The following is an 18,047-nucleotide window of genomic DNA, read 5'->3' on the forward strand; positions in this document are numbered from 1 at the left end:
AGTTAACCGTTGAGAATCCTTTGAATTAGGGCGCTGGTGGAGGAGGGGACTTCAATATTAATGAAGGCAACTTGACCCCCGTATGTTTGTACAATCGGGGCTTCTGGCAAGGTTTCTAAGGTATAGTCTCCACCTTTAACATAAATATCGGGTTTCAGGGTTTGGATGAGATAATCGGCGGTGGTTTCGGAAAAAATTACTACCCCATCAATGGGCTTCAGACTAGCTAAGACTTCAGCCCGTTGTGCTTCTGGGACGATGGGGCGGGGAGGATGTCCGGGTTTTTGAGGTTTCAGGGTTTGGACAGATGAATCGCTATTTAATCCGACCACCAGTGATCGTCCTAATGCCTTAGCTGCCTGTAAATAGCGAACATGACCCGCATGAATTAAATCAAAACAACCATTGGTAAAAACCAGGGGACGCCATCGTTGAGGATTCAAGGTGATGTCTTCTTGTAATTCGGTTAAGGTGTAAAGATAAGCAGTCATTCCAGTTAATTGGGGAGGAAGAAATTTATTTAAGTCAGTCTATCCAGAGGTCTGAACCGATTAGAATTGTAACGTTTGTTGATCTTTAATCTCGAATATTTCCGAGCCAGCCCTACAAACTTAGGGTTAGGGAATATATCAACAAGCCCAAATCGAGATCATAACTTAGTTTACGGATCATTTAATGAAAGCTACTTCTAGCCGTCAATTTTCTTCTACAACCTCTCTCATCCTGAAACTGGTTGGAGTTATTTTAATTTTCTCGTCCCTCGTGGATTTTCTGGTAATTTTGATTCCGCCCAATTTTCTCAACCGAGGCTGGCAAATTAGCGTTACCAGTGATTTAGTAGATCGAGGCATTGTCCCGATGGTGGGAATGGCCTTAGTCTTTATTGCTTTTTGGATGGATGCCGCCACCGAAGGGAATATCAAGCCAGCTAAACCCTTTGCGAGTTTAAGATTTTGGATAGCATTGCTGGCGAGTTTATTCGGGTTATTGTATCTTTTACTATTTCCTTTGCATCTCAATAATACCCGTTTAGCCAGAGCCGAGGCCCTCGCAGAAATTAATCAACAAGCTACTCAAGCTCAAACTCAACTGGAAAGTCAACTCGGAAGTCCCGAATTTCAGCAGCAAATTCAACAGAAAAAAACCCAGCTTAAAGATCAATTTGCCGGGTTAGCACAAAATCCCGAAGCTCTGAATCAAGCCCTTGCCAACCCGAATCTTCCTAACGAAGTTAGACAAATCTTAGAACAGTCTAAATCGAATCCCAAGGCTGTTGAGGAGTTTTTGAATCAACAGGCGGATAATTTACCTACACAATTGTTAGGTCAAATTCGTGATCGCAAACAAGAACTGGAAAAACAAGCTAAAACTCAGTCCTTAAAATCGAGTTTGAGAACAGGAATTAGTAGTTTATTATTAGCGATTGGCTATATTACTCTAGGTTGGACAGGGCTCAAAGGTTTAGGAATTTTACGCGGTGCAAATCGTCGTAAAACACCAACCGCTTAACAGTCATCAGTCATCAGTTATCAGTTATCAGTCATCAGTTATCAGTCATCAGTCATCAGTCATCAGTCATCAGTCATCAGTTATCAGTCATCAGTTATCAGTGGAAGAAATAAAATCTTGATTTTATTGATTCTATTACCCATTACCAATTACCCATTACCAATTACCCAAAACCCATTACCCATTACCTATTCCCTATTCCCTATTCCTCCTTCCCTGTTATAACTTTAATTATCCTTCATGTTTTCAATTTATATTCTCACCGCAAACGAAGAAATTGATATTGCGGATTGTATTGAGTCTGCATTATTATCAGATGATGTGATTGTGGTGGATTCTTTGAGCCAAGATCGCACCGTTGAAATTGCCCAACAATATCCAGTTAGGGTGTTACAACATCGTTTTGAAAGTCACGGAAAACAGCGCACATGGATGTTACAGGAAATTCCGACCAAACACGATTGGGTCTACATTTTAGAAGCCGATGAACGGATGACTCCTGAATTGTTTACAGAATGTTTACAGGCGATTCAAAGTGATGATTATATTGGATATTATGTCGCCGAAAGAGTGATATTTTTGGGAAATTGGATTCGACGCAGTACCCAATATCCTCGGTATCAAATGCGTCTATTTCGCAAGGATAAAGTTTGGTTTAACGATTATGGTCATACGGAACGGGAAGTTTGTGATGGCCCGACGGGATTTATTCAAGAAACCTATCCCCATTACACCTGTAGTAAAGGGTTATCCCGTTGGATTGACAAACACAATCGTTACTCAACCGATGAAGCAGTAGAAACCATGCGACAGTTACAGACGGGAACTGTGAATTGGAAGGATTTATTATTAGGAAGTTCGGAAGTTGAACGACGACGAGCCTTAAAAGATTTATCCTTACGTTTACCGTTTAGACCTCTGATTCGCTTTGTTTATATGTACTTTTTATTGGGAGGATTTTTAGACGGTCGTTCTGGGTTTTCTTGGTGTGTTTTACAAGCCTTCTATGAATATTTGATTCTACTTAAAGTTTGGGAAGTTGAAAATTCTCCTCAACTTTATGATCTGGGTTTAGAGACTTCAAAAAAAGTCGAGTCCCAGAACGTTATCTCCAATCTGGGAACATCAGACTCTTAGTTTTTATTTCATGCTTCAGGGTGCTTTTATCGGTTGATATTTCTTTTCTATATCATCAAAAATCAAAGAATTATTATATTTTTAAATTGTTTAGTTAGGTTTCATACCCGCCGCGGGTGAAAACGCAATTTTCTATACAGAGCTACACTACGCATAGCGCATCTGCGTAAGTCCTGATAAAATATAAACAAATTAAAATAACATCCCCCTATGAAAATCCTGCACGGAACCTGGATTCCTGAAATAACAGGTGATTTCATCGAACAAGGTGCATTTCATCTTTGGGTTGAAACTTCGACCCGCAAAACAAAGCGAAACCCAGATACACTCCATCCCCAACATCTAACAGCATCAAGTTTACAAGCGTTTGTGCAAAATGAAATAGGGATTTCTGAAGATTATTCGCGTTTAATCTCGAATCGGATTTCCCTTAAATACTTTGCCCTGCCAACCCTTAATCAGCAACCGCTTCCTTCCCCTGAATTAGCAAAATACTTAGAAACTGACCTAAACTTAGAATTTGAAGAATTTGCTACATGGGAAATTACAACTTATCAATTGGTATCTAGTCGGAATACCTTTAATTCCCTCAACACAATTATCAAACTTCTTAAAGAAATCCACTTCCTCGCTCAACAAAACCCCTCAGAAATGAGCCTCGGTTCTGACCTCTTCTTTTGGTATCACTATACCCAATTATTTAAACAAATTCTTTACAAAGATCAATATATACCCGCTCTTAAATATCGTCAGCTTGCTTCTACTAAAACCGAAGGCAAACGTGCAACTCAAACTCCGTTATTTGAAATTTATTCCGGCTGGGAAATCATATCAGAACAATATCAATCCTTAATCACTCAATCTGTCAACGCGATGCCTTTAGCCTGTGTATCGGGTTCTCTGGTTTCTCAAAATCCGATTAAATTTTATAACCCAGAAACCTTACTGCGTCACTTTTCTGAATGCTTACTGCATGAAATTGTTACCCAAACTCCCTTAACAGCTAAGTTTAATCAACAAATTGCTGATACATTAGTGCATCATTCTATTCATCAAAATCCCCAGAATCCCAGAACCAGTTCAGCAGATTTGGAAGAATATAAACAATGGTTAGTTTGGAAAGAAAAACTCATCCATAGCCAAACCGCAGCCGTCTTTGACCTGTGCTTTCAACTCCAAGAAGCCACTCAGGAACAGGATAATTGGCTAATTCATTTTTCAGTTTCCTCGAAACAAGATCCCTCCTTTAAGCTATTATTAAAAGATTATTGGCAACAAACTCAAAAAAAGAAAAAAGAACTGCATAATTATGTAGGAAAAGATTTTGAGAAATACCTATTACTTAATTTAGGATATGCCGCTAGAATGTATCCTAAACTTTGGCAGGGATTAGAAACAGATCAACCAGTTGGATTAGAATTAAATCTGATTGAAGCCTTTGAATTTCTCAAAGAAAGTGCCTGGATACTAGAAGATTCAGGATATAAAGTCATCATTCCCGCTTGGTGGACACCCCAAGGTCGTCATCGCGCTAAAATTCGTTTAAAAACGTCCTCTCGTTCTTCAGGACAAGCATCAGTTAGCAAAGGATTTTTTAATTTAGATACGTTAATTCAATATCAATATTCCCTATCCATTGGCGGTGAAGTTGTTACGCCAAAAGAATGGGAACAACTCGTTAATGCTAAAACACATCTGATTCAATTTCGCGGTCAGTGGATGGAATTAGACCAACAAAAAATGCAGCAAATGTTGGAATTTTGGCAAAAACACACAGAAGAAAAACCGGAAATCAAGCTATTAGATTTCGTGAAAATGTCGGCTTCCTTAGAGGATGAATTAGAAGTTGAACATGACTCAATATTATCCGATTTGATGGGGAAATTGCAGGATAAAAGTCAACTTACAATGGTGGGTGATATTCCCCAATTGCAAGGAACGTTAAGGGATTATCAAAAGCGGGGAGTATCCTGGTTACAATACTTAGAAAACTTAGGGTTAAATGGCTGTTTAGCTGATGATATGGGTTTGGGAAAATCCGTTCAGGTTATTGCTCGATTAGTTCAAGAAAAAGAAACAGTAGACTCAACTTTAACAACGTTATTAATTGCACCGACTTCAGTGATTGGGAATTGGCAAAAAGAGATTGAAAAGTTTGCACCCCATTTGCAAACTATTATACATCATGGTAGCGGTCGCATTCAAGATTTAGAAGCCTTTAAATCGACTTGTCTTAACTGTGATGTTGTAATCACCTCTTTTACCTTAGTTCGTCAAGATGAAAAATTATTCAATCATCTTGAATGGCGACGAATTGTTGTTGATGAAGCTCAAAATATTAAAAATCCCAAAACCGCTCAAACTCGTGCAATATTAAAACTTTCGGCTCAATATCGATTAGCTTTAACCGGAACTCCAGTTGAAAATCGTCTCCTAGATTTATGGTCAATTTTTAATTTTTTGAATCCCGGATATTTGGGGAAAGAAGCTCAATTTCGTAAGTCCTTTGAAATTCCTATTCAAAAGGATAATGACCGGATGAAATCTGCAACTTTAAAGAAACTTGTAGAGCCCTTAATTTTGAGACGAGTCAAGACTGATCCGTCAATTATTAATGATTTACCCGATAAAGTTGAGCAAAAAGTGTATTGTAACTTAACCAAAGAGCAAGCCTCTCTGTATGAAGCGTTAGTGAAAGATGTGGCTGAAAAAATTAATGAGGTTGAAGGGATGAAGCGAAAAGGATTAATTTTATCGACGCTGATGAAGTTAAAACAGATTTGTAACCATCCGGCGCAGTTTTTACAGGATGGAAGTGAATTTTCGGCGGCGCGATCGCAGAAATTACAACGATTAGCAGATATGGCAGAAGAAGCTATTTCAGAAGGAGAAAGTTTATTAGTTTTTAGCCAGTTTAAAGAAGTTTGTGATGGTTTAGAACGGCATTTTAAACATCATTATCATTATAACACCTATTATATTCATGGGGGTACAAATCGCACGAAACGAGAACAAATGATTACTGAATTTCAAAATCCTGAGACCGAACCTTCTGTCTTTATTCTCTCTTTGAAAGCCGGAGGTGTGGGAATCACTTTAACAAAAGCAAATCATGTATTTCACTTTGATCGCTGGTGGAATCCGGCGGTGGAAGATCAAGCAACGGATCGAGCTTTTCGGATTGGTCAAACGAAAAATGTATTTGTTCATAAATTTGTGGCTTTGGGAACTTTAGAAGAAAAAATTGATCAGATGATAGAAGATAAGAAAAAACTTTCTTCTCAGGTTATTGGTAGTGATGAATCTTGGTTAACAGAATTAGATAATGAAGCGTTTAAACAGCTTATTCAATTGAATAAACTGGCTTTATTGGAGTAGTTGATTAGTTTTAATTTTGTAGTGTTTAAAAGGAGTAATTATCTATTATGGCTCAATTTAGTCGCACTTGGTGGGGAAAACAATTTATTGAAGCGTTAGAAGCCTTTAGTGACCCGTCACGCTTGGGTCGAGGACGTTCTTATGCAAGGAATGGTAAGATTCTTAAGTCGAAAATTGATCAGAATCGAATTACCGCAAAGGTTAAAGGTTCAATTAATCCCTACTTTGGGGTTTATAAAGAACCTCGATATAATACGACTATTGAAATTACACCAATTAGTTCTAGTGATTGGTCGAAAGCGATTCAACATTTGTCTTCAAAAGCAAGTTTTGTGTCTAAATTATTAATGAATGAAGTTCCTGATAATATTGAGGATGTGTTTTCGGATTTAGGTTTACATTTACTTCCCCAAAGCGAAAAAGACTTTAAAACAACTTGTTCTTGTCCAGATTGGTCAAATCCTTGTAAACATATTGCGGGGGTTTATTATTTAGTAGCTTCCCAATTAGATGATGATCCTTTTTTGCTTTTTCAATTGAGGGGTTTATCTAAAGATGTCCTCAAAGCGGAGTTATCTCAATCTCCTTTAGGGAAGATTTTATCTCAAGAATTGACAACCCAGGAAGTTTCTATACAACCCTCAATATCTTTCTATACGACTGTGGAAACAGAAGGCGTACCAGAGAAAATTAGTGCGCGAGAGTTTTGGTTAGGAACCCATCGACTTCCTCAAGTTGTTGAAGAAACTTCTTCTGTGAGTTTACCTGCAATTTTAATTAAAAAACAAGGAGATTTTCCGGCTTTTTGGAAAAAGGAGGATTCTTTTATTCAAGTTATGGAGGAGTTTTACCGACGAGTCAAAACTAAAAATAAGAACTTGATTTAGCTTAGGAATAAATATTAGGTATTTTGAGGCTATACAAATGTCTTATTGTGACTTTACTAGCGTTTGCATAGGAAGCGAAGCGATCGCCAGATTTCTTTCTAACAACAAATACAACAACCCAGTTTTTGTAATAGGATTCTTGATATATGTTTCTTCATATCTAAATTCTCGATCAGTATTTTTTTGTTGACGGAGTACATAAATTTGATCAACTTTATATTTACGAAGATTAACATCACTGGTTAGTTTAATCCATTCCATGAGAACCATATACAAACTATTGGGATTTCTTGCTTTTAAATCCTCTGCTGCTCTGGATGAACCTTCAAGCATGGTTTTATCCAAATAGGTTTTACATTCAATCACAACTACTGGGCGTAGAAATAGCGAAGCTGACACCAAGTGCAAAGTAGCCAGTGAAACTCCCTCAGTGTAAGGGTTTGAGCGACTGATTGATTTTTATATCAAGAAACCACTGGATCAATCAACAACCGCTCATCCAAGTCCAACCGAAAAGTTCCATAGGGGTTGATATGACTCCAGGTTAATGGAGTCAACCCTCGCCAGTCTTCCTTTTGCATCAATTTCAACCAATCTTTTTCAGACAAAATCTGTTGCATCATCAACGTATTGATATACACCAAACAGACCTGTAACAAATGCAATGACAACACCGCTGTCTCTTGGTCTTCTAATCGATTGGCCGCAATTTCGCTATTCTTGCCATAAAAAATAAAACTATTCGCACTATTCCATTGCTCCACTACATTTAGCCCTTCATTGATTTCTTGGCGCAAGGATTCATGGCGTAGATAATCACAGAGAAAAATCGTCTTCACCACCTTTCCCAACTCAGCTAAAGCTTGGTAAGTGGGATGAACAATATTAGAACGGCTAAACCGTTTTAATATTACCTCAGTCTCCGCCGTTCCTAATCTCAAAGCCGTCGCATATTTAATCATCTGGTCATACTGATTCCGAATCAAATCCCAATTAATCGGTCGGGTCAAAACAGGCTGTAAATTCGGATAAGCATTACTTTGACCCACCACCGGACGATACAATTTCTGTTTATGAATTCTTTTCAACCGAGGCAATAACTGAAAACCCAACAAATGACAAAAAGCAAAAGCCACCTCACTCTGACCGTGAGTATCAACATAATTCTTTTCCACCTTCATATCTGTACAATGGCGTAACAAACCCTCAATCATCGCCGCCACCTCAGAAGAAGAACAAGTTTTCAACTGAGAATAAATACAAACAGATTTCCGCTCAACGTGCCAATAAATCATCACTCCTCGTCCCCCATAACGAATATGCCACTCCGTCATCAAATTCTGATCCCAAGACCCAAACTTTCTAGAATCAGAAGCACAAGCAGTTGTGCCTTCACCCCAAATCGTCGGCATTCTCACTTGAAAAATTGCATTAACAACCTGAATTATGGCATTTCGTAAATTTTCCTTATGAATATAACGACGTTTGATATAGAGCAAATCGGGATAATTTTCTCCCGTTCCCCCACTACTAATTCGTTTCAAACCCGTATTCGTTCCTAATCCAAATAAACACAGTAATAACCGTCTTTGCAAAATCTTTTTATCTAAAGTTTCACGGGATGCCACACTCTGAAACTGCTCTGTAAACCCAACTCGTAAATCCGTTTCTTTGAGAATATCCAATAAACTGGTCATTGACCAACGGGAAATTAACTCCGTCTTAATTCGCTGTAAATTTAACGGTTCGGGTTGTGCTTCTAACGGAGAAACCGAAATCCATCCCTTATCTCTCGTTAAAATTTTAACTTTGGAATTTTTCGGCATCTGGTTATCGAGTTGTTCCAAAGCTGTTGTCATTTTCTGCTGTAAGCTAGTAATAAAAGCTTCTGCATCAGTTGGTTGACCTAAAGCTTGATAATAAACTTGCCGTTGTCCCTCAAAATCTTTGGGCAAATCTTCTTCTGGATTGCCATATCGTTTCGCACCCACCACCCAAATTTCCTTAGAACGCAGTTGCTCTCTTAAAGCTTGTAAAACACTAATCTCATAATTAACCCGATTAATTTTTTCAACGCCAGAATCATCAACTTCCACGACAATTTCTCGCCAACGAGTTTTCAGAACTCCATCAATTAGCACTTCATCTTCCGGGGAGTAATAATGTTGAGAACTCCCCATATATTTCTTAATTAACTCTAGGGCTTTAATCACAGGCTGGTAAAGTTCATTATTAGAGCAGAACTCCAAAGCCGTGGGGATTTGTGGCACCATCCGGCGATAATGATGTACATAGGAAGCGCGCATCACCGTGTAAACTCGTTCTCGATAAGTGGGGCCATTCGACTTAAATTCCTTAACGAGATTCTTTAAAGTTGAAGGACTCACTATAGTGATGCCATTCACTGGGTGAGACTTCGACCTGACGTGCGATGTAAGAGATGACGGATTTGGGAATTTCTTGTTTTTTAACAGGGAATTGGGCATCCTGACAAAAACACTTGAGTAAGACCGCAAACCCTAGCCGACTCGCTCCGGTTTTATTCGCCAGTAGTGTCCTTTCTGCTTCAGTTAACGTGAACTGTTCGATTAATTCTTCCGGTTCCCACTGGCGTTTCACGCAGATTTCCTCGCTTTTATTAATAGAACTCTAGTTTTACGACAAAACTGGCACGCCCGTCATGATTTATTCCCAAAACGTTTGGAATGGGATGGGCAGTAGGGAGTCCCACAGTGGGGACAAAATTTATGTTGAAATGACGTGATGGGTTCTAAACAACTGATGCAATGGCGAAGGAGTTGAGTGCCACAGAGCAGGCAATACTTGGCTCTGGGTAATGCCCAGGCGGGGTCAGGGTTTGTTCCTCCTTTCCAGCAGCCCGGACAATATTGTTTTTTCTGTACAGCTTCTATTGGCTGTCCACAGACGACGGCATCGAGGTATTCTTCTGGGATATTCAGAGCAATGGCTAAACCTTTTTTCGTTTTTTGATTAAGTCGCGTGGTTTGACCTCGCTCCAGCTTTCCCAAACTTTGGAGATGAATACCTGCGGTACTTGAGAGTTGTTGTTGACTCATCTTCAACTGGGTTCGCAGTCTTTTGATGTAGTGGTCGAGAGATTCTTGGGGTTGGGGGGGGATAGTCGGGTCAAAATTATACATAAAAAGCTGTTAACTTTTCCTGAGAATAAGGGTTTAAAACAGAAAGGCATAAGTTAATCTGTCATTTCAGGAAAGTTTAGTTTTTGACGGTAACAATAGCTCGATTGGCAACAGAGTTTTTAGAACGTCCCGGCTTGAGTCAGAGTACACGACGTTCATATCAGTTTGTTTTAATGCCCTTGTTGGTAGAGTTAGGTCGTTTACCTGTAGAAAGTATAGATCGTCAGTTGATTTCTGAGTATCTACAACGCTTAGAACATTTATCAATTACAACTCATCATCGTCATCAAGCGATTATTCAAGCTTTGTTTAATTATGGAGTGGCTATGGGTTATCTCCAAACTAATCCCATTGCTGGGTTGAATCGTCGCAAACCGAATTTTGAAAAAGGAGAACATGGTACAGATGAAATCATCCGCTATTTGACTTCTGAGCAGCTTGTGGAGCTATATCAGCTTGTTTCTAATGATGGACGTTTGCACGCCATTGTTCGGTTGTTGCATCGCACTGGAGCGAGGATTGGTGAGCTTTTAGCGATGGATTTAGAACAAGTCAATCGCACGGCTCGTAAATTTCAAGTCGTAGGTAAAGGGAATAAGCAACGATGGTGTTTTTATAGCGAGGATGCGGCGATTGTTTTGGAGCAATATATTCGTTCTGACAGGTTTGCAGGTTCTCCGGCTTTATTTACAGCACAAAATCCCTTGACTCATGAAGTTACGCGCTTATCTTATCGCCGAGTTCATAGAATTTGGTGTGATTTAGTAGCACAGAGTTCGCAATTAACAGGTGCGCGTCTTCATGACTTACGGCATACTTTTGCGACGGAACGAGTTGGTTTAATGTCACTAGAAGAGTTAAGAGCTTTGATGGGGCATGAAAAGATTCAGACGACATTAAGGTATCAAAAAGTTACATCAAGTCGAGCAGAAGAAGTTGCACAAAAAGCTTTGAAGCTTTTGACAGAAGTTGAGACTCAATCCTTTTGATTTTCTTCAATTTAAAGCTGTATCAATAACAAACTTTTTATACCAACAAGTGGCAGTAGAGACAGTAGTGACTCTACTCTGCCCCCCCTGAGTGAGTGTTGCCCAGGTACAAAACTCGACCAAGGGCTGAAATCCTTACACAGAAAGGGTTTTACTTGCTACTTTGCACTTGGTGTCAGCTTCGCTATTTCTACGCCTACTGGAATATCAAAAAGATGCGTTTCCACATTACCTGTAACTGTAACTTCTGAATAGCTTTCTGGTTCTTCTTGAACAATTGTAAGCAATTCACCAGGAGTTTCATCTTGTTCCGGTGGGGTTGCTGCTTCAAAAGATGCGTGAATTGTTGCTCCAATTACAAAATCATGATCTTTCTTCTCAATGCGTGCGTAAGGTCGCTTTAACATTTCCGAGTATTTAGGAGGAACAAAGAAAATATCTTTGAAAGTATGGGATTTTCCAATCAGAGCATTTGAGCCAAAATCTCTAACTAAATCTTTAAATAAATAGTAAAGAAACTCCTCTAATACGGTAGAGTGAAGATTAGAGCGAGAATCAAATTTTTCAGCATAATGTTGCTTGTCTAAAAAATCTTTGTAATCCGAGAGAAGTTTTACCCTTTTAGCAATAATTTCATTACAGTAAAAGCAGGAAATAACTTCTCATGGTCTAATATAGATAATTGAAAATGATTAAAATTTAATAGGCCTAAAGAATAGCGTTTAGGAGGGGCACCAATTTTTTTTCCCGTATTATTTCCAATAATAAAAACACGCTCTCTTATTTGAGGAACACCATATTCAGCCGCATTTAATAACCAAACTTCAACAAGATACCCCAATTCTTCAAAAGTATTTTTTATAATATCTATAACCTTTATTCCATCAACATTTTTCCGTGAGAGTAAGCCTTTAACATTTTCCATGACAAAAGCTTTAGGTTGCAGAAAACTAATCCATTGAGCGAAGTTAATAAATAAAGTATTTCTAGGATCTTTAGGATCTTTTTGGGCTGGCCCTGCAATGCTAAAACCCTGACACGGCGGCCCACCAATAATAATATCAGGTTTAAAAATACAAATTTCTTTAACCTGACTTTCGGTGTTAAAATCACGAATATCATACTGAATAACAGTCATATCAGGATGATTATAACGGAGTGTGTCACAAGCCCAAGTATCAATCTCCACTGATAACGGAATAGAAAAACCTGCCATTTTGAACCCTAAACCAAACCCACCTGCACCCGCAAACAAATCAACAGCAATAGGTTGTGCTAATGTCATAGACTTTTACTATTACTTGTATAATTTTTAATTTTAATAATACTTCATTAATTCCCATAAAAAACCCCACCTGACGAATCAGGCAGGGTGTTTAATTAACAATCTAAGCAGTGATTAGACATCTAGGTGAAACCCTAGTCTAAGTCAGGCATAGAAAGTACAGCTTCCGATTTCCGGTCAATGCCTTTCTCGAAGCCAGCCACCGCAGCCCGGGCGCGACCCGCGTGCCAGAGGTGACCAATCAAGAAGAAGAAACCCACGATGAAGTGGAAACCAGCCAACCAAGCCCGGGGGTTAACATAGTTAAACCCTTGAGCTTCGGTAATAATCCCACCCACGGAGTTAATCGAACCGTTAGGGGCGTGGGTCATGTACTCAGAAGCCCGACGAATTTGCCAAGGTTGGATATCGTTTTTCAGCTTGTTGAGGTCAAGACCATTAGGCCCACGCAGAGGCTCTAACCAAGGGCCACGGAAATCCCAGAAGCGCATGGTTTCACCACCAAAGATGATTTCCCCAGTCGGAGAACGCATCAGGTATTTACCCAGACCTGTCGGGCCTTGGGCCGAACCAATATTCGCACCCAGTTTTTGGTCACGGACTAAGAACACAAAGGACTGAGACTGAGAAGATTCAGCGTTTGTGGGGCCGTAGAACTCACTGGGATAAGCGGTATTATTAAACCAAACATAGGAAGCAGCGATAAAGCCCATCAAAGACAGAGCGCCTAAACTGTAAGACAGATAAGCCTCTCCAGACCAGATGAAAGCCCGACGCGCCCAGCCAAAGGGTTTGGTTAGGATGTGCCAGATACCACCGGAAATGCAGATCAGACCAATCCAGATGTGACCGCCGATGATGTCTTCCATGTTGTCAACACCGATGATCCAGCCTTCTCCCCCAAACGGAGCTTTAACTAAATAGCCAAAGATCGCGGCCGGGTTCAAAGTCGGATTGGCAATCACACGGACATCGCCACCACCAGGCGCCCAAGTGTCATAGACACCCCCAAAGAACATGGCTTTGAACACTAACAGGAAAGCCCCCAGACCCAATATAATCAGGTGATACCCGATAATATTGGTCATTTGGTTTTTGTCTTTCCAGTCATAACCAAAGAAAGAAGAATATTCTTCTAAAATTTCAGGGCCACGGACGGCATGATAAATACCGCCTAAACCCAAAACCGCAGAGGAAATTAAGTGCAGAACCCCAATCACGAAGTAGGGGAAGATATCAATCACTTCACCACCAGGGCCAACACCCCAACCGAGGGTAGCCATGTGGGGGATCAGGATCAAACCCTGTTCATACATGGGCTTTTCGGGAACGAAGTGAGCCACTTCAAACAGGGTCATCGCCCCAGCCCAGAACACGATCAAACCAGCGTGAGCAACGTGAGCGCCCAGCAACTTACCAGACAAATTAATCAAACGGGCATTACCTGACCACCAGGCGAATCCAGTGGATTCTAGGTCACGGCCGCCGACATAAGAAGTATTAGAGAGCGTTACCACGCGGTAATACCTCCTCAGGGAAAATAAAGTTTTCGTGGGGTTGATCCGCAGGAGCCATCCAAGCCCGCAGACCTTCATTTAACAGAATGTTCTTGGTATAGAACGTTTCAAATTCAGGATCTTCGGCCGCCCGTAACTCTTGGGAAACGAAATCATAGGCCCGTAGGTTCAGAGCTAAACCAACAATTCCGATAGAACTCATCCACAGACCCGTGACAGGCACGAATAACATGAAAAAGTGTAACCAACGTTTGTTAGAAAAAGCAATCCCGAAAATTTGTGACCAAAAACGGTTGGCGGTCACCATCGAATAGGTTTCTTCAGCTTGAGTCGGTTCAAAAGCCCGGAAAGTATTGGCTGTATCTCCATCTTCAAACAGAGTATTTTCCACCGTCGCTCCGTGAATAGCGCACAATAGCGCGCCACCCAAGATTCCGGCCACTCCCATCATGTGGAAGGGGTTCAGCGTCCAGTTATGGAAACCTTGCAGGAACAGAATAAACCGGAAGATTCCGGCTACCCCAAAGCTAGGGCCAAAAAACCAACTAGACTGACCCAAGGGGTACATCAGAAATACACTGACAAATACCGCAATTGGGCCAGTAAAGGCGATCGCATTATAGGGACGAATGCCGACTAAACGAGCAATTTCCAACTGACGCAGACAAAAGCCGATCAGGGCGAAAGCACCGTGCAGAGCCACAAAAGCCCATAAACCGCCCAGTTGACACCAACGGGTGAAGTCCCACTGAGCTTCCGGCCCCCAGAGGAACAGTAAGGAATGTCCTAAACTGTTAGCGGGACTACTGACGGCGGCTGTTATAAAGTTGCAGCCTTCTAAATAAGAGCTTGCTAAACCGTGGGTGTACCAGGAAGTTACAAAGGTTGTTCCGGTTAACCAGCCACCGAGGGCTAAATAAGCACAGGGGAACAATAGAACTCCTGACCAACCCACGAAGACAAAGCGATCGCGTTTGAGCCAGTCGTCGAGGACGTCAAAGACGCCTCTTTCAACCTGCGGCCTTTCGACTGCTATAGTCATTTGGTGAACGATCCTCTTGGGTTTATCAAAAACATTATCCTTTGTGAAGTACCCAGCAATCAATCGGAATCTCGATTTTTGTTTGGGCTAACCTTCTCAGTTGCTTAACCTTTTGTGGGAATACTTCCGAACGGAGTTCGGAGGAAGGTCTGACAAAGCAGTTTCTATCCCTTGCGGTATAAACTGTTCAGCAATTGGTTGGATGCTTATAGCTTACCACTTTTTCCCTCGTCTAATCGGGGGGACATTTAGCGGTAGACTCTTAAGCAAGTTAACATAACTATATATTACAGTTAACAATTTTTGCAAAGGTGTTGACTGTAAAAATTCACATTCTTACTTTCATGAGTACCGAAACAAAGACTACAACGAATCAAATTCTTTCTAAGAAAGTTACGGGCTCCCGTCGCTTCAGCAACTACTGGTGGGCCAGTGTGATCACTATTGGGGGTACGGGTTTCCTTTTATCCGGTATTTCTAGCTATTTGAAAATTAATCTTTTACCCTTCGCCGATCCGACTCAACTGATCTTTATCCCCCAAGGCATTGTCATGGGTTTATATGGAGCCGCTGCTTTATTACTGGCTTTGTATTTATGGTTAGTGATTTTCTGGGATTTAGGCGGGGGATACAATGAATTTAACCGGGATACGGGAAAAGTAAGTATTTTCCGATGGGGGTTTCCTGGGAAAAACCGCAAGGTGGAGTTCAGTAGCAACCTGAATGATATTCAATCCATTCGTGTTGATATCAAGGATGGAATTAACCCCCGTCGAGCTTTGTACCTAAAACTCAAAGACCGTCGGCAAATTCCCTTAACCCGTGTGGGCCAACCCCTACCTCTGTCTGATGTGGAAAACCAAGGGGCAGAATTAGCTAAGTTTTTACAAGTCCCCTTAGAAGGACTTTAGAACCTCCGACCGCAAAAACATTGAAACCTAAGATGAAGAAACTCAACACACAGCACTGGTTTTTACCTTTTTTGCTGATTTGTGTATTAATCGTTGGGGGCTGTGCTTCTAATACAACCTCCACCGAAATCCAGAATAACAATTCTGCTGATAGTCAATCTGCTACACCTATTTCCCAAAATCCGACTCAACCGATGACAAATTTACCTCAATTAAACGGAAAAGCTACGGTAGTAATGACGGTCAACGGATCGCCGATTACGATTGAAGTGGATGGAACTAATGCCCCGGTTACGGCTGGAAACTTTGTTGATCTGGTCAATAAAGGAGTTTATGACGGTCTAGCTTTTCACCGGGTTGTCCGTGAGCCTGATCCCTTCGTGGCTCAAGGTGGCGACCCTCAAAGTAAAGATCCTAACTTTCCCAGCGCTAGATTAGGTACTGGGGGATTTATTGATCCCGCTACTTCTAAAGAACGCATGATTCCTTTGGAAATTAAGCCCAAAGGCGCGGAACAGCCGATTTATAGTAAAACCTTAGAAAGCGCCCGGATCACCGCAGCACCCGTTTTATCCCACCGTCGCGGTGCTGTAGCTATGGCCCGTTCTCAATTTCCCGATTCGGCTTCTTCTCAGTTCTATTTTTCTTTAGCGGAATTGCCTTTTCTGGATGGGAGTTATGCGGTTTTTGGGAATGTTACCGATGGGATGAATGTTGTGGATAAGATTCAACAAGGCGATCGCATTGACTCGGCAAAAGTCACCCAAGGGTTAGAAAATCTGAAAAATTAATCAACTCTTAAAAAATGTCAACACGAATCCCCGATTTATGGCATAGAGATTAAGTCCCTGTAGGGGCGGGTTCACCGAGATTAATCGGATTTGACAGATCATCTTGATCAACCCGCCCTGACCGCTATCCTGGCTGAGTCTTAACAAAGAATGCAAGTTGTTGTTACTGGTATTGGTTTAATCTCGGCATTAGGAAATTTGGAAATAACCTGGAAACAATTGTTATCGGGTCATTCAGGAATATTACCCCATCAACCTTTTCCTGAACTTTTTACTAAACCCCTGGCTTTAATTAATAATATTCCTTCTGATCCTACGGAATTATTAGAAACTGCGATCGCCGATGCCTTAATTATGGCTAATTTAACTCCACCTTTATTAGATTGTGGTGTTGTAATTGGTTCTAGTCGGGGATATCAAGGAAAATTAGAACAATTAGCAAGATTTTACCCCCCCTACCCCCCCTTACTAATGGGGGGAAAAGATGGAGTTTCCTCTTTATGGAGGGGGGGAGAAGATGGAGTTTCTTCTTTATGGAGGGGGGGAGAAGATGGAGTTTCCCCTTTATGGCAAGGGGGAGAAGATGGCATTTTTTCCTTAGTGGAACGGGGAGAAGATGCGGGGATTAGTTTAAGCAAATTTGTAGAATATTTACCTTTTAATATTGCTTTAAATGCAGCTAAAAAAACAGGTTCTACGGGAATTATTTTATCACCCATGGCGGCTTGTGCTACGGGAATTTGGGCGATCGCTCAAGGATTTGAACTGATTAAAACCCAACAGTGTCAGCGTGTAATAGTGGGAGCAGTGGAAGCACCAATTACTCCTTTAACCTTAGCAGGATTTGAACAAATGGGAGCCTTAGCAAACACAGGTTGCTATCCATTTGATCGAGATCGAGAAGGATTTGTTTTAGGGGAAGGCGCGGCTATTTTAATTTTAGAATCAGAAGATCTAGCGCAACAGCGAAATGCTCAAATTTATGGGAAAATATTAGGATTTGGATTGACAGCAGATGCTTGTTATGGTAATAAACCTGATAGAGTTGGAAAAAGTGCGATCGCCGCGATTCAAACCTGTTTAAAAAATAGTAATTTATCGAGTCATGAAATTGATTATATTCATACCCATGGAACCGCTACAAAATTAAATGATGATCATGAAGTTCAATTAATTAAACAATTATTTCCCCAAGGTGTTTCTGTTAGTTCAACAAAAGGCGCAACCGGACACACATTAGGGGCGTCAGGAGCGTTAGGAGTAGCTTTTAGTTTAATGACATTAAAACATCAACTATTACCCCCCTGTGTGGGTTTAAAAACACCAGAATTTGATTTGGATTTTGTTACCTCTGTTCGTTCTATGGTTATCAAAAATACTTTATGTTTTAGTTTTGGATTTGGGGGACAAAATGCTATTATTGCAATTGGTAAAGCCTAA

The 18,047-nt window shown here is 40.7% G+C and carries 16 protein-coding genes and 1 pseudogene; 8 read left to right on the forward strand and 9 right to left on the reverse strand.

Features of this window, described 5'->3' with window-relative positions:
* Positions 1 to 2: 2 nt before the first annotated feature.
* On the reverse strand, positions 3 to 491 hold the full coding sequence (gene rfaE2 / locus NMG86_RS10580) for a D-glycero-beta-D-manno-heptose 1-phosphate adenylyltransferase (RefSeq protein ID WP_026793800.1): 489 nt from the start codon (positions 489 to 491) through the stop codon (positions 3 to 5).
* 184 nt (positions 492 to 675) lie between these two features.
* On the opposite strand from rfaE2, the gene hpsJ-B reads away from it, so the two are divergent.
* The 4 genes from hpsJ-B (at position 676) to NMG86_RS10600 (ending at position 6,911) form a co-directional block, all read left to right on the forward strand.
* Positions 676 to 1,509, forward strand: a complete 834-nt coding sequence (gene hpsJ-B, locus NMG86_RS10585; protein WP_026793801.1) for a hormogonium polysaccharide biosynthesis protein HpsJ — start codon at positions 676 to 678, stop codon at positions 1,507 to 1,509.
* A gap of 240 nt (positions 1,510 to 1,749) precedes the next feature.
* Complete coding sequence (locus NMG86_RS10590) at positions 1,750 to 2,646, forward strand: glycosyltransferase family 2 protein (RefSeq protein WP_026797598.1); 897 nt, start codon at positions 1,750 to 1,752, stop codon at positions 2,644 to 2,646.
* A gap of 210 nt (positions 2,647 to 2,856) precedes the next feature.
* Positions 2,857 to 6,024 (forward strand): DEAD/DEAH box helicase, encoded by a 3,168-nt coding sequence (locus tag NMG86_RS10595; protein WP_026797599.1) that lies wholly within the window; start codon positions 2,857 to 2,859, stop codon positions 6,022 to 6,024.
* 47 nt (positions 6,025 to 6,071) lie between these two features.
* Positions 6,072 to 6,911, forward strand: coding sequence for an SWIM zinc finger family protein (locus tag NMG86_RS10600; protein ID WP_026786986.1), 840 nt, complete (start codon positions 6,072 to 6,074; stop codon positions 6,909 to 6,911).
* Positions 6,912 to 6,953: 42 nt separating this feature from the next.
* On the opposite strand, the gene NMG86_RS10605 is transcribed toward NMG86_RS10600, so the two are convergent.
* The 4 genes and pseudogenes from NMG86_RS10605 to NMG86_RS10620 all read right to left on the reverse strand — a co-directional run bounded on the left by NMG86_RS10605 (position 6,954) and on the right by NMG86_RS10620 (position 10,072).
* Positions 6,954 to 7,310, reverse strand: a complete 357-nt coding sequence (locus NMG86_RS10605) for a Bpu10I family restriction endonuclease (RefSeq protein WP_337587931.1) — start codon at positions 7,308 to 7,310, stop codon at positions 6,954 to 6,956.
* Between the two features lie 65 nt (positions 7,311 to 7,375).
* Positions 7,376 to 9,301, reverse strand: a pseudogene (locus NMG86_RS10610) (Tn3 family transposase); the annotation flags it as partial.
* Positions 9,267 to 9,530: a DUF4158 domain-containing protein gene (locus tag NMG86_RS10615; RefSeq protein ID WP_026786745.1), complete on the reverse strand. Its 264-nt coding sequence runs from the start codon at positions 9,528 to 9,530 to the stop codon at positions 9,267 to 9,269. The pseudogene NMG86_RS10610 and the gene NMG86_RS10615, both read right to left, overlap by 35 nt.
* Positions 9,531 to 9,589: 59 nt before the next feature.
* Positions 9,590 to 10,072 carry a helix-turn-helix domain-containing protein gene (locus NMG86_RS10620; protein WP_026786746.1) on the reverse strand — a complete coding sequence of 161 codons (483 nt, stop codon included), beginning with the start codon at positions 10,070 to 10,072 and terminating at the stop codon, positions 9,590 to 9,592.
* A gap of 83 nt (positions 10,073 to 10,155) precedes the next feature.
* Between NMG86_RS10620 and NMG86_RS10625 the strand changes: the two genes are divergently transcribed.
* Positions 10,156 to 11,061, forward strand: a complete 906-nt coding sequence (locus tag NMG86_RS10625) for a tyrosine-type recombinase/integrase (protein ID WP_026786747.1) — start codon at positions 10,156 to 10,158, stop codon at positions 11,059 to 11,061.
* A gap of 158 nt (positions 11,062 to 11,219) precedes the next feature.
* Here NMG86_RS10625 and NMG86_RS10630 read toward each other — a convergent pair whose 3' ends face one another.
* The 4 genes from NMG86_RS10630 to psbD all read right to left on the reverse strand — a co-directional run bounded on the left by NMG86_RS10630 (position 11,220) and on the right by psbD (position 14,905).
* Positions 11,220 to 11,717, reverse strand: a complete 498-nt coding sequence (locus tag NMG86_RS10630) for a Bpu10I family restriction endonuclease (RefSeq protein WP_081694472.1) — start codon at positions 11,715 to 11,717, stop codon at positions 11,220 to 11,222.
* Positions 11,675 to 12,346, reverse strand: a complete 672-nt coding sequence (locus tag NMG86_RS10635; RefSeq protein ID WP_081692317.1) for a DNA cytosine methyltransferase — start codon at positions 12,344 to 12,346, stop codon at positions 11,675 to 11,677. Before NMG86_RS10635 ends, NMG86_RS10630 begins: the two co-directional genes overlap by 43 nt.
* Before the next feature lie 134 nt (positions 12,347 to 12,480).
* On the reverse strand, positions 12,481 to 13,863 hold the full coding sequence (gene psbC, locus NMG86_RS10640) for a photosystem II reaction center protein CP43 (protein ID WP_026786983.1): 1,383 nt from the start codon (positions 13,861 to 13,863) through the stop codon (positions 12,481 to 12,483).
* On the reverse strand, positions 13,847 to 14,905 hold the full coding sequence (gene psbD / locus NMG86_RS10645; RefSeq protein WP_026786982.1) for a photosystem II D2 protein (photosystem q(a) protein): 1,059 nt from the start codon (positions 14,903 to 14,905) through the stop codon (positions 13,847 to 13,849). The genes psbC and psbD overlap by 17 nt, the downstream gene beginning before the upstream one ends.
* A 344-nt stretch (positions 14,906 to 15,249) precedes the next feature.
* Here psbD and NMG86_RS10650 point away from each other — a divergent pair, with 344 nt between their 5' ends.
* The 3 genes from NMG86_RS10650 (at position 15,250) to NMG86_RS10660 (ending at position 18,047) form a co-directional block, all read left to right on the forward strand.
* Positions 15,250 to 15,816, forward strand: coding sequence for a photosystem I assembly protein Ycf4 (locus NMG86_RS10650; RefSeq protein WP_026786981.1), 567 nt, complete (start codon positions 15,250 to 15,252; stop codon positions 15,814 to 15,816).
* A 32-nt stretch (positions 15,817 to 15,848) separates the two neighbouring features.
* Complete coding sequence (locus NMG86_RS10655; RefSeq protein ID WP_026793805.1) at positions 15,849 to 16,607, forward strand: peptidylprolyl isomerase; 759 nt, start codon at positions 15,849 to 15,851, stop codon at positions 16,605 to 16,607.
* Between the two features lie 150 nt (positions 16,608 to 16,757).
* Complete coding sequence (locus NMG86_RS10660; RefSeq protein WP_026797600.1) at positions 16,758 to 18,047, forward strand: beta-ketoacyl-ACP synthase; 1,290 nt, start codon at positions 16,758 to 16,760, stop codon at positions 18,045 to 18,047.

It is taken from the genome of Planktothrix rubescens CCAP 1459/22, assembly GCA_904830895.1.
Classification (GTDB): Bacteria; Cyanobacteriota; Cyanobacteriia; order Cyanobacteriales; family Microcoleaceae; genus Planktothrix; species Planktothrix agardhii.